This is a genomic window from Litchfieldella xinjiangensis, from assembly GCF_000759345.1.
GTDB classification, from domain to species: Bacteria; Pseudomonadota; Gammaproteobacteria; order Pseudomonadales; family Halomonadaceae; genus Litchfieldella_A; species Litchfieldella_A xinjiangensis.
In genome coordinates this window covers 393,215-405,122 of the sequence record NZ_JPZL01000002.1, presented here as the reverse complement: position 1 = coordinate 405,122, position 11,908 = coordinate 393,215, and the positions used below count along the sequence as shown (strand labels likewise).

The following is an 11,908-nucleotide window of genomic DNA, read 5'->3' as shown; positions in this document are numbered from 1 at the left end:
CGGCGTGCACGGCGCCGATATGCCCCTAAGTGGCGCATGCTAATATTCGTCGCCACTCAGCCGCCTTCGGCCCACTCGCGACATCGGATAGACGCCACCATGCTCCCCCCTGCCCGGCCTCCTCGTCTCGCTGCTTCTGGTATTTCCAGCCTCGCCGCTTTTCTGTCGATCGTCGTGCTGGCGCTCTACAGCCCGACGGCCCACGCCGCTACCGGGCTACTGGACCTGACGGGTACTGGTGTCGGGCTGTTTGCGGTCGGCATCTTCATCTTTGCCTATCTGCTGGTGATGGGCGAAGAGAAGCTGCACATGCGCAAATCCAAGCCTGTCTTGGTGGCCGCGGGGATCATCTGGGGGCTGATCGGTTGGGTCTATGTTTCGAACGGGTTGCCTGACGCTGCCGAGCATGCCTTCCGGGAGACACTGCTGGAGTTCACCGAACTGATGCTGTTCCTGCTGGTGGCAATGACCTACATCAATGCCATGGAGGAGCGGCGGGTCTTCGACGCCCTACGTGCCTGGATGCTGGAACGCGGTTTCAGCTACCGCACGCTATTCTGGATGACCGGCATCCTCGCCTTCGTGATCTCGCCGATCGCCGACAACCTGACCACCGCCCTGCTGATGTGCGCCGTGGTGACCAAGGTCGCCGAGGGCGACCATCGATTCATCAACCTGTGCTGCGTCAATATCGTGGTGGCCGCCAACGCCGGTGGTGCCTTTAGCCCATTCGGCGACATCACCACGCTGATGGTCTGGCAGGCCGGGCTGATCGCTTTCTATGAATTCTTCGAATTGCTGTTGCCTTCGGTGGTCAACTTCCTGATTCCGGCCGTCGTGATGAGCGTATTCGTCAAGAACCATACGCCCGAACCGCATACCGAACACGTCGAGCTCAAGCGCGGCGCGCGCCGCATCATCCTGCTGTTCCTGCTGACCGTGGCCAGCGCTGTGGCATGCCACACCCTGCTGCACCTGCCACCGGTACTCGGCATGATGACCGGGCTCGGTTACCTGCAGTTCTTCGGGTACTACCTGCGCCGCACCTTGGCCCGCTCGCTGGCCCGCAAGCGCGACATCGCGGTGCGTCGCGGCGACGAGCAGGCATTGGCCCGGCTGGGCAGCGTCGTGCCCTTCGATATATTCAACCGCATCGCCCGGGCCGAGTGGGATACCCTGCTGTTCTTCTATGGCGTGGTGATGTGTGTCGGCGGGCTCGGCTTCATGGGCTACCTGTCACTGCTTTCTGAAGTGCTCTACACCCAATGGGACGCTACCTGGGCCAACATCTTCCTCGGGCTGATGTCAGCCGTGATCGATAACATCCCCGTCATGTTCGCGGTGCTTACCATGCAGCCCGAGATGTCACATGGCCATTGGCTGTTGATTACGCTGACCGCGGGCGTGGGCGGCAGCCTGCTGTCGATCGGTTCGGCGGCCGGCGTTGCGGTGATGGGACAGGCGCGGGGCTCGTACACGTTCATGGGCCACCTGCGCTGGGCGCCGGTCATCTTCCTCGGCTACGTGGCGAGCATCCTCGTACACCTCTGGCTCAACGCCGATAGCTTCCTGCGCTTCGGCTGAGCCGAGCGCGTCCTGCCGCAAGGCGGCGGGCCGCGTTATTGCCGGGTCTTTCGAGAGATCGGGGCCCGGATGGAGCCGCTGGGGCCAGCGCAACAGCATCAGGGCGAGCACGTTGCGATGCTCGCCCCGCACAAGGTCGGTGTCCCCTGTCGGCGAGGGAATCATGCCGACATCGGGGCGGTAGGCCCCCACCAAGGACGCTCGGGCCGAGGATAGCAACGGATGCGCGTCCAGCCCCGCAAGGCGATAGCTGATGCCGACTTCGGCCAGAATATCCTCGGTCGCTTCGTCGAGCAGCCGGAAACGGTGGCGCTCGAACGCGTCGAAAACCCAGGCATGGTCTTCCAGGCCCACTTTGCGCTGGTAGTAGCGACTGTCGGCAATGACGAAATGCGTCAGGCCGTACAGCATATTGTGAAACGCCTCCGTGGAGAGCACCTCTTCCTTGTCTTGAGAGTAATGTGCCCGAAACGCGGCAATCACCGGCTCACGCAGGTCGACGATGTCGAGTTGGTACAAGAAATGCACGATATTCGCTATCTGGGCAGCGTACTTCGAGATCACCTCGGGATGGCTCAGGAAGGTGGCGAAGTCCACCGAGTCCAGATACGCCAGGGCCCGTGAATGGCCAGGCAGATGCTCGTCGGTCAACAGGCCGTAGTACTTGAGCTGAGCCAGCCGGAACAGCAGGCTTCGGGCAAAGGCAATCTCCCCCCACCCTGCCAGTAGCTGCTTGCGCTCGCGCTGTTTCTGAGTACGGGTGGGATAGGCTGTTATCAACATCTGGCTGCGTACGGCGGCATGGCCAGGGCGGCGCAGACCCTCGATATCGGCGCTCACATCCTCGAGAAGCCGATTTGCATACTGGCGATTGAGCGGCAGATAACGCGCATCACCGGTGATGCGAAACAGCCGTTGGGCATAATGACGCTGCTTGAGGGCAGGCAGTGTATCGAGCTCGGATTCGTACCGATTCTGAATGCCATCGGCCACCTGATCGGGCGATAGGCGCGTGGTGGCCGCACATCCTGAAAGCAGGATTCCCAGCGCAAGCCATCCCAACCACGCTACTTGCCAGGCAGGCCTGCGGGAAGCACAGGCGTGCAAGTAGGAAAGACCCATATGACCCACCTCGCATGCGCTTCGTGCGCGCTCGACATCACGTCCGTCATTGGTTTTTATAAGCGATTCGGATGCTGTGCATCGCTGACGTTTCGTGGTACTTCAACGCGGCCAGCCACGGCAGACAAGAAGCGTAGCCTGCAACGAACGACACATCCGTGAAAACCGTTTAGGATTGAGGCATTAGATCGGTTGGTATGAAAGCCTGACGGCTGGGGTTCACTCAAGTGCCTCAAGCCCGTGCCGATAAATGAACAGCAGTGCGTCACCTTGCATCTGACAGGTAACACCTGACGGACTAAGCAATGGTTAATGCAATCGGCTTCGATGTACGCTGATACTGAATACTGCCCCGCTTATACGGGCTAGTCACCAAGGGAGCGTCAACGTCATGCGTCATTTCACCCCGTCCCGCATCCCGGCGTCCTGGGGCTAACGTGTCGATTGGATGTCGCCTGCTGTACGTGACGATGCTACTCGCGTCAGGCCTTGTGATGCTGCCATCGCATGCCGTCGCCTTGAGTGAAGAGCTGCTGCTGATCGTCCATCCCAGTGTCGAGCATCAACGCATTACGCGCAATACGGCCAGGGCGGTATTCGCCATGCGTCAGCGTACCTGGCCCGACGGCCAGGCCATCCATGTCGTGGTGATGCCCAACGGGCATCCCACTCATGAGCGCTTCACCAAGGAAATTCTCGGCGTCTATCCCCACCAGTTGCAGCTCTCCTGGGATCGCCTGGTGTTTTCGGGAACGGGGCAGGCGCCCGATCAGGTCTCGACGCCGCGCAGCATGTTGGAACGGATCGCAACGACGCCGGGAGCCGTAGGATACATTGAGCGAGGATACGTGGATGAGCGTGTGCAAGTCGTGCCCATGGACTAGGGCCGGAGCTAGGCTGCTACTGTCGGTACTTTCACTGACGCTGGGGGGCTGGGGTCAAAGTGTCTGGGCCAATGATGCCATGGACACCCTGCAGCTACACGGCTTCATCAGCCAGGCCTGGGTCGTGTCCGATCATAACCGTTTCTTCGGTCCCAGCAGTGAGGACCAGGGCAGCTTTCAATTCACCGAGATCGGCCTCAATGCCTCGATTCGCCCCCATCGCGATGTCCTGCTGGCTGCCCAGATCCTGAGCCGGCGAGCGGGAGGCGAACGCGACGACATGCGGCCGGAACTTGACCACGGGGTCTTCGATTACCAGGCCTACGCCGATGCCACCACACGTATCGGTACGCAGATCGGCCGCTTCAAGAATCCCTTCGGCTTCTATAATCAAACGCGCGATATCGCCTTCACACGTCCAAGCATCCTGTTACCGCAGTCGATCTACTTCGATCGTACCCGCTCGCTGGGGCTGGCGGCGGATGGTATCGCCGTCTACGGTGAAAAGCGTATTCCCCTGGGCACCTTTCGGGCGCAGGTGGGGGCCGGCCGACCGCAGATCGATGATGACGTTTCGGCAACGCTTGGACTTGACGGCCATCCCGGCGAGCTCGCCAGCGACACCTCCTTCATCGGCCAGGTACTCTACGAGCATCCTACTGGTAACTTCACTGCCGCGCTGAGCGCCGCCGAGGTCAATGGTACCTACGAATCGAGCCTGCCCGGCCTGAACGACGGCCAGATGCGTTTCCAGCCATGGATTCTGTCATTGCAGTACGATCAGGAATTCTGGACATTGACAACAGAGTACGCCATACGCAACGTGGCCCTGCAGGGCTTCGATGCCCCGGGGGTCGATTTCGATATCGCTGGCGAAAGCTGGTACGTCCAGTACCTGCGTCGCTTCCACCGCGACTGGCAATGGCTGCTTCGCTACGACGTGCTGGTGAGTAACCGTGACGATCGTTCCGGCCGCTGGCTCGAGGCGCGGGGCAACGGACCGGATCACGGCAGTTATGCCCGCGATCTCGCCTTTGGTTTACAGTGGCGTGCCCATCCTCGTCTGTTACTGTCGACCGAGTATCACTATGTGGAAGGCACTGGCTGGTTGCCGAATCAGGACAATCCGCCGGATGAAACACAGAAGTACTGGAACATGTGGCTATTCCAGGCCTCATGGCGCTTTTAGGTAATTCCGTGACTCCCATGGCCAAGAACCAAAAGCCTGGCTTTAGTCTCAAATGGCGCGCCTTTGCTTTCACCAGCCTGCTGCTGCTGGGCATCGCCACGTTGATGACCCTACTCAGCAATTACAACCTGACCAGCCAGCTTGAAACCAGCCGCTCCCTCAATCACCTGCGGCAGCTACGCGAAATCGAACAGGTCATGTTCGATGCCTCGGATAACCTGCGGCTCCTGGCCGGCGTCGTCGCAGCCTCCTCCGAGCTCAGGAGTGCCGTGGATGCCAGCGACAGCGAGGCCATCGATGCCGCCCTGAACGAGCAGTGGCCAACGCTGCAGCTCGATGCCGGCCTCGAAGAAGCCATTGTCTATGACGCCTCGAGCCGTGAATTCCATACCTGGGGCGACGAGGTGAGTGAAACGCATATCGCCCTGGGATCGTGGGTGGGCGACGTGATGCAGAGCGAAGTGCCTCGCCTGGGGACACGTTGTCAGGCTACCTGCTATCAGTTTGCTGCGGTGCCCATTCTTATAGAAGGCGAGAGCCGTGGGGTGGTGATCGTCGCACGCAGTCTCGCCGATGTGATTCGCAACGTGCAGGACATCTCCGGCGCCGACCTGGCCTTGTTCGTGCGTGGCCAAGGCGATCAGCGAATCCCCGAACCGGAACGTATCATCGGAGGATGGGATGGCCGCCTGGTGGCGATTACCCAAGTCGACCGGAACCTGCCGGTGCTTCGTCATGCATCACGCCAACTCGACTTCGAACAATTGACGAGCGGCCCGCAGCAGGTCGAGTTCCAGCGCCGCCATTACGAAGTCTCGGCCATCGAAGTCAGCCAGAGCAGCGGCCAGGTACGCCAAGCCTATTTCCTGCTGAACAGTGACATCACCGAGCAGATCGCGGCCATCGACAACGATACGCGTACCGTACTCGCCTATGCCCTGAGTGGATGGCTGGGCGCCGAGCTGTTGCTGCTGTGGATCCTGTGGAGGCCGATGGAACGGCTACGTCGACTGGCCGAGGTGCTCCCCGCACTGGCAAGCGGCAAGTATGGCCTGGTCAGGCACACCATCGAGCCCCCCTCGAAACGTTTCAGGGATGAGATCGATATTCTCGACGACACCACCCTGGGGCTGACCACGCAACTGGAATCCCTCAACGAGGAGATACAGACCCGCCAGTTGGAACTTGCCCGGAACCTGCAGGAACTCAAGCACGAGCGCGATTTCATCGGAGGACTGCTGGATACCGCCCAGGTATTCATCCTGACCCAGGATGCCCAAGGGCGAATCACCATGTTCAATCGTTATACCGAACTCATGGTCGGCGAGTCCTGGGGCTCCCTGCTGGGCTTGCACTTCGACGATATCTTCGTGAGCCGCCCGCGCTCCGATGCGCCCTATGTCGGCGACAATGCCGAAGATGAGCGGACCTTGAGCGTGGATGGCGATGAGCTCACCACCCTCTGGTACCACTCACCGCTCTCGCTGTACGACGAGCCTGCCAATGCCACGATCTCGGTCGGCCTGGACATCTCCGACCGCAAGCAGGCCGAAGAACGCCTGGCCTGGCTGGCCCATCGCGATCCGTTGACCAATCTCTACAATCGGCGCTGTTTCGAGAATGCCCTGCGCAGTTCACTGGATGCCAAGGGACGTGGCGCGGTCCTGTTCCTGGATCTGGACAGCTTTCGCGAAGTCAACGAACTCAGTGGTCACCACGTCGGCGATCAGCTGCTGCGCCTGGTTGCCGATGTGCTCAACTCGGCCTTCAGCAATCGCTGCGTAGTCACTCGCCTGGGCGGTGACGAATTCGCTCTGCTTCTGGAAGACTACGACGAAACCAAGGCGATCGAGGTGGCAGGCCGTATCGAGCTGCTGTTGCGCGATATCAGTCTGTCCGTGGGAGGACGGCGTCATCGCACCGTCGCCAGCATTGGCATCGCCATGTACCCGCTGCATGGCGACTCACCGGACAAGGTCATGGCCAGTGCCGACTTCGCCATGTATCAGGCCAAGAGCAAGAGCGGACAACGCTGGCATCTGCTCTCGGTCAATGCCAATCGCAAGGAAGAGCTCAAGCAGCGGGTCTACTGGGTCGAGCGGCTACGCGACGCACTCGACAACGATAGCTTCGTGTTGATGGCGCAGCCCATCATGAGCCTGAGCCAACACTCCATCAGCCATTATGAAATCCTGATTCGCTTGCGTGACGAGCAGGGCCAACTGGTCTCGCCGGGGCACTTCATCCCGGTCGCCGAACGCAGCGGTCAGATCGTCGCCCTCGATCGCTGGGTGCTCAGGCACAGCCTGCGGGCCCTCAGGAAACTTCAGGACCGCGGTTTCCATCTTGCCGTGAACTTGAGCGGGCCCTCCCTCCACGACGAGACGCTCCAGGCGTTTCTCGAGAAGGAGCTTTCGGAAAGCGGCGCCCGACCCGACCATTTGATCATCGAAGTCACCGAGACGGCTGCCGTGACGGACTTCACCACCGCCCAGCGAATCCTCGAGGCGATTCGCGGCCTGGGCTGCAAGGTCGCCCTGGACGATTTCGGCGCCGGATTCAGTAGCTTCCATTATCTTGCACAGCTTCCCGCCGACTACATAAAGATCGACGGCTCGTTCATTCGCAACCTGGAGACCAGCCCCGAAAACCAGTTGATCGTCAAGGCCATCGCCGACATCGCCACGGGCTTCGGCAAGAAGAGCATTGCCGAGTTCGTCGAGCGCAAGGAGACCTTGGACATGCTGAGCGATTTCGGCGTGGACTATGCTCAAGGCTATTATCTTTCCGCGCCGGCACCCATGGACGATCTGTTGTCCGACATCGGCCCCCTGCCCAACGAGAAACAATGAGAGTGCGGAATTGTAATGTGACATGAGGTAAGGTCGGGGCAGCAGGGTTGATGCAAGGAATGCAGAACCATAACGACAAAGGGACTTCCCATGAGTACCGCGACCCGTTTCCCGGACCACTTTCGCTTTCGCCTCGCCAGGACCGACGAGGAACGCACCCTGGCCTATCAGGTCCGCTACGACGTGTTCCTCCGCGAGCTGAATTACCGTACGTTTCTGCGCGAGGCGGATACCCACCAAGAGCGCGACGAATACGACACGCAAGCGCTGCTGTGTCTGGTGGAACACCGTCGTACCGGGGCCATCGCTGGCTGTATGCGCCTGGTCGTGCCTTGCGCCGACGCACCTCATCCGCTCGACCGGTTACCCCTTGAACATCACTGCGCAGCGAGCCTCGATCACCCCCAGCTGCGTCCCGACCTCTTTCCTCGCGAAGAGATCTGTGAAGTGTCTCGCCTGGCCGTACCCAGCTATTTTCGCCACCGGCTGGGCGGGGCCGACTTGAGCCTCGAGGACGCGCGAGCCCAAACCTATTCGGAAGAAGAGACACGTACTTTCTCACTGGTCGGTGTCAGCCTGTTTCTGACTGCGACCGCGCTGGTGGGGCTGCTTGAACGCCCTCATGTGTTCGCCATGATGGAGCCCCGCTTTGCCCGGCTGCTGGCCCTTTCCGGGCTGCGCTTCGAACGGGTCGGTGCCCTGGTGGATTACCAAGGTCCCAGGGCCCCCTATTACATCGACCAGCGGCAGGCCGTGCGCTCGCTGGTACCGGGATTACGATCGCTGTATGAAACCATCGAGCAGGAACTGGGGGAGCAGTACCGGGCCCCTGTCGAGGCAAGGGGCCGATCAGCCCTCTCGCGTTGACAATAATCGCACCAATTCGGGTACGGCAGCCTCGCCGTGCCCCTGCTCGTTCATATGACGATAAAGTGCATCGATGCCCTCCGCCACACCATGCGCAGCGCCCAGGGTATCGACCATTTCGGTGTAGTAGCCCAGATCCTTGTGGGCATTGGCCAGAGAAAAACGGAAGCCCGAGGCGTCGTCGGCCAACACGAAAGGCTTGAGACGCTCGAAGACCACCCCACCGCCGCCCCCGTTGCCCAACACCTCGACGAATGCCTCCCGTGAAATACCGGCGTCGCGAGCAACGGCGGCGGCTTCCGCCAATACGGCGGAAAAGCCCAGTGAGACGAAATTGTGCAATAGCTTGACCTGATGGCCGCTTCCCACCGGGCCGACATGGGTGATGACCTCGGCAATGCACTCGAGCAAAGGACGCACCTCGGCGAACAAGTCGTCCGTGGCCCCGACGATCAGGTTGAGCCGCCCTGCCTCGGCCTCCTTGGGCGTACGCGTCATGGCGGCGTCCATGAAGCGTCCGCCGCGCTCGGCCACGCGCTCGGCGATGGCTCGGGTGGAGTCAGGAATCGCCGTCGAACAGTCGATGACGATCGTGCCGGGGCGCAGCCCTGCGAGCACCCCGTTCGATTCGAACAGCACGGCCTCGACCTGGGGCGTGCCGGTCACGCAGAGCATCACGACGTCGGCCTCAACGGCCACGTCGCTTGCAGAATTTCGGGGTTCGGCCCCCTGCGCCAGCAGGTCATCGACCGGCTGGTTGCCGGGGTGTTCCAGGAAGGCCAGTGAATGGCCATGCAACAGCAGATTACGCGCGATACCGTGGCCCATGAGGCCAACACCGATCAAGCCGATTCTATAGTTAGACGCCATGGCCGTTTCCTGTAACGAGGGAGACCTTCACCATAGCCGGACACCGCTACGCGACGCATGCATAACATCGCCTCACCTGGGTAAACCTTGGTCGTAGCCAGAGCCAACGCCAATGGACCGGGGAATGCTGATATCGTATTCAGGACGCCAAAACGAGACAGCCCGATGCTCTATCGCGATTTCGCTACTCAGGAACAGATCGATGCCCAGTATGATCCCATGCGTGGGCGCGACGGGGCCGCCTTGCTGTCCGAGTGGCAGCAGCGTAGTGCCGAGACGCGAGCACATCTGGCCGTGCATGAAGACATCCCCTACGGCCCCACCCTGGCCGAGCGCCTGGACCTGTTTCCCGCCGCCGCGCCCGACGCCCCGCTACACGTATTCTTCCATGGCGGTTATTGGCGCGCACTGAGCCACAAGGAATTCTCGTTCGTCGCGGAGGGGTTGGTGGACGCCGGGCTGAATGTCGCGGTAGTCAACTATGCCCTGTGCCCGGCGGTGCCGTTCAGCGAACTGGTTCGCCAATGCCAGGCCGCACTGGCGTGGCTTTACCGCCATGCCGACGCCTGGGGTGCCGACCCTGAACGCCTGACGGTCTCGGGGCATTCGGCCGGTGGCCATGTTTGCGCCATGCTCGCCGCAACCGACTGGGAGGGGGTCTTCGGCCTGCCCTCCACGCTGATAAAGGGGACACTGGCCATCAGCGGTCTCTACGACCTGCGGCCTTTCCCCTACTCCTGGCTTCAGCCCAAGCTGCAACTGACCGGACGCGAGGTGGCTAACTACAGTCCGCTGTTCCTGTCACCCCGCGTGGCGGCCCCCGTCCATTTGACGGCGGGGAGCCGGGAGTCAGAGGAATTCACCCGGCAGATGCACGCCCATGGCGAGCACCTTCGTCGATACGATGTGCCGGTCGAGGCCGAGTCGATGCCCGGCGACGATCACTTCTCGATTCTCGATCACTACCGCCCCGAGGGAGAATTCGCCGCGACCCTCAAGCGGCTCAGCGCATAGAAAACGCTCAAGACACGACGGCGGTCGCTTCTATCTCGACCTTCGCGCGGTCTTCGATCAGACCGGCAACCTGGACCATGGTCATGGCGGGGAAGTGCTTGCCCAGCACGGCGCGGTAGGCTTGCCCGATCTCCTTGAGGCGTGCCAGGTACTCATGCTTGTCGATGACGTACCACGTCAGCCGTACCAAGTGTTCAGGGCGAGCGTCGGCTTCCTTCAGCACGGCAACGATGTTTTCCAGCGCCTGCTTGATCTGGGCGACGAAATCGTCGGACTCGAAGACCTGGTCGCCGTTCCAGCCGATCTGGCCACCCACGAAGACCATCCGGCCTTCGGCAAGCATGCCGTTCGCATAGCCCACCGCGGCCTTCCAGTGGGAGGGGTGTAACTGCTCGTGGACGGGGCGTGCATCCATGGAATTATCCTTTTTCAGGCTCGGTGACGAAGCGTTGGCGCATGGGGTCGGGCCATGGGACGGGGCGGCCGGTCGTCATGTAGACATAGACCAGGGTGAGCCGACAGCTCACCCGGTGGTGATCGCCGCAATGGGCGTGGATGGCCAGGGTCAGGCTGGTGGCGCCCACCGCCGTGGGAGCGACGCTGAAGCTGAGGACCTCGCCCAGGCGGCTTGGCGCGTGAAACTGCGTCTCGAGCGACACGGTAGGCACCCCGACGTGTCCCTCGACATGCATGCTGTTGAAGTCCGCCTCGACGACATCGGCGAAATAGTCCTCCACCGCCGAATTGATCATCTCGAAATAGCGCGGATAGAAGACGATCGCGGCCGGGTCGCAGTGCTGAAAGCGTACCTTGCAGTGGGTTACGTAAGCCATGCGGTCTCCTCGTCAGACGCCCAGGTAACGGTCGCGGATGGTGTCGTCCAGTTCGCTGGGCAAGCCGCGCCAGGCGGTCAGCCCCTTTTCCAGGATGATGCAGCGATCGACCACGGGCAGCAGTTCGGACAGGGTCTTGTCGACGATCAGTGTCGATTGGCCCTGCTCTTTCAGTGTGCGTATGGCAACCCAGATCTCCTTGCGGATGACCGGCGCCAATCCTTCGGTGGCCTCGTCGAGCACCAGCAGACGGGGGTTGGTCATCAAGGCGCGACCGATGGCCAGCATTTGCTGTTCCCCGCCGGACAGGGTGCGCGCCGATTGGGTGGCGCGCTCGGCCAGGCGCGGGAAAAGCCGTTCGACGCGGGCCAGGCCCCATTCGCCGGCGCGTGCCGTCGCCTGCAGGTTTTCGCGTACGCTCAGATTGGGAAAACAGCGTCGCCCCTCCGGCACCAGCCCCAGCCCAAGGCGGGCGATACGATACGCCGGGAGGCGACGCACATCTCGCGACTCGAATTCGACGGTGCCGCGTGCCGCGGGCGTCAGCCCGAACAGGGAGCGAATGGTGGTGGTCTTGCCCATACCGTTGCGCCCCATCAAGGCCACCATTTCGCCCGCGGCCACGTCGAGATCGACGCCAAACAACGCCTGAGAGGGGCCGTAGAAGGTTTCCAGTCCGGCGATACGCAGCAT

General features: G+C 61.6%; 10 protein-coding genes and 1 pseudogene. 6 read left to right on the top strand and 5 right to left on the bottom strand.

Annotation, left to right across the window (positions count from 1 at the left end):
* The first annotated feature begins 99 nt into the window (after positions 1–99).
* A complete protein-coding gene (gene nhaD / locus JH15_RS09370; protein WP_052384011.1) occupies positions 100–1,584 on the top strand; it encodes a sodium:proton antiporter NhaD in 1,485 nt (494 codons plus the stop codon).
* 45 nt (positions 1,585–1,629) lie between these two features.
* Here the strand turns inward: nhaD and JH15_RS17795 are convergent.
* Positions 1,630–2,706: pseudogene (locus JH15_RS17795) on the bottom strand (DUF3541 domain-containing protein); the annotation flags it as partial.
* A gap of 437 nt (positions 2,707–3,143) precedes the next feature.
* Between JH15_RS17795 and JH15_RS09365 the strand changes: the two are divergent.
* From JH15_RS09365 to JH15_RS09350, 4 genes are all read left to right on the top strand, one after another.
* Positions 3,144–3,590 carry a type 2 periplasmic-binding domain-containing protein gene (locus JH15_RS09365; protein ID WP_231566410.1) on the top strand — a complete coding sequence of 149 codons (447 nt, stop codon included), beginning with the start codon at positions 3,144–3,146 and terminating at the stop codon, positions 3,588–3,590.
* Positions 3,559–4,779, top strand: coding sequence for a hypothetical protein (locus JH15_RS09360; protein WP_231566409.1), 1,221 nt, complete (start codon positions 3,559–3,561; stop codon positions 4,777–4,779). Before JH15_RS09365 ends, JH15_RS09360 begins: the two co-directional genes overlap by 32 nt.
* Positions 4,780–4,796: 17 nt before the next feature.
* Positions 4,797–7,631 (top strand): bifunctional diguanylate cyclase/phosphodiesterase, encoded by a 2,835-nt coding sequence (locus JH15_RS09355; RefSeq protein WP_043529654.1) that lies wholly within the window; start codon positions 4,797–4,799, stop codon positions 7,629–7,631.
* A gap of 90 nt (positions 7,632–7,721) precedes the next feature.
* Positions 7,722–8,498, top strand: a complete 777-nt coding sequence (locus JH15_RS09350) for a PEP-CTERM/exosortase system-associated acyltransferase (RefSeq protein ID WP_052384010.1) — start codon at positions 7,722–7,724, stop codon at positions 8,496–8,498.
* Here JH15_RS09350 and JH15_RS09345 read toward each other — a convergent pair.
* A complete protein-coding gene (locus JH15_RS09345; protein WP_043529652.1) occupies positions 8,481–9,368 on the bottom strand; it encodes an NAD(P)-dependent oxidoreductase in 888 nt (295 codons plus the stop codon). The two genes, JH15_RS09350 and JH15_RS09345, sit on opposite strands and share 18 nt — an antisense overlap.
* A gap of 165 nt (positions 9,369–9,533) precedes the next feature.
* Here JH15_RS09345 and JH15_RS09340 point away from each other — a divergent pair, with 165 nt between their 5' ends.
* Positions 9,534–10,382, top strand: a complete 849-nt coding sequence (locus JH15_RS09340) for an alpha/beta hydrolase (protein WP_043529650.1) — start codon at positions 9,534–9,536, stop codon at positions 10,380–10,382.
* Between the two features lie 7 nt (positions 10,383–10,389).
* On the opposite strand, the gene JH15_RS09335 is transcribed toward JH15_RS09340, so the two are convergent.
* The 3 genes from JH15_RS09335 to JH15_RS09325 are packed head-to-tail and all read right to left on the bottom strand — an operon-like array spanning position 10,390 to position 11,908.
* On the bottom strand, positions 10,390–10,797 hold the full coding sequence (locus JH15_RS09335) for a RidA family protein (RefSeq protein WP_043529648.1): 408 nt from the start codon (positions 10,795–10,797) through the stop codon (positions 10,390–10,392).
* A gap of 4 nt (positions 10,798–10,801) precedes the next feature.
* Positions 10,802–11,215: an acyl-CoA thioesterase gene (locus JH15_RS09330; protein ID WP_043529646.1), complete on the bottom strand. Its 414-nt coding sequence runs from the start codon at positions 11,213–11,215 to the stop codon at positions 10,802–10,804.
* 12 nt (positions 11,216–11,227) lie between these two features.
* The gene (locus JH15_RS09325) at positions 11,228–11,908 is read right to left on the bottom strand and encodes an ABC transporter ATP-binding protein (protein ID WP_043529645.1); all 681 of its coding nucleotides are present in this window, start codon (positions 11,906–11,908) and stop codon (positions 11,228–11,230) included.

Excerpts from the sequence above, each read along its gene's own strand:
- nhaD (WP_052384011.1), top strand. The coding sequence starts at position 100 with ATGCTCCCCCCTGCCCGGCCTCCTCGTCTCGCTGCTTCTGGTATTTCC.
- JH15_RS09360 (WP_231566409.1), top strand. The coding sequence starts at position 3,559 with ATGAGCGTGTGCAAGTCGTGCCCATGGACTAGGGCCGGAGCTAGGCTG.
- JH15_RS09355 (WP_043529654.1), top strand. The coding sequence starts at position 4,797 with ATGGCCAAGAACCAAAAGCCTGGCTTTAGTCTCAAATGGCGCGCCTTT.
- JH15_RS09350 (WP_052384010.1), top strand. The coding sequence starts at position 7,722 with ATGAGTACCGCGACCCGTTTCCCGGACCACTTTCGCTTTCGCCTCGCC.
- JH15_RS09345 (WP_043529652.1), bottom strand. The coding sequence starts at position 9,368 with ATGGCGTCTAACTATAGAATCGGCTTGATCGGTGTTGGCCTCATGGGC.
- JH15_RS09340 (WP_043529650.1), top strand. The coding sequence starts at position 9,534 with ATGCTCTATCGCGATTTCGCTACTCAGGAACAGATCGATGCCCAGTAT.
- JH15_RS09335 (WP_043529648.1), bottom strand. The coding sequence starts at position 10,797 with ATGGATGCACGCCCCGTCCACGAGCAGTTACACCCCTCCCACTGGAAG.
- JH15_RS09330 (WP_043529646.1), bottom strand. The coding sequence starts at position 11,215 with ATGGCTTACGTAACCCACTGCAAGGTACGCTTTCAGCACTGCGACCCG.
- JH15_RS09325 (WP_043529645.1), bottom strand. The coding sequence starts at position 11,908 with ATGCTGCGTATCGCCGGACTGGAAACCTTCTACGGCCCCTCTCAGGCG.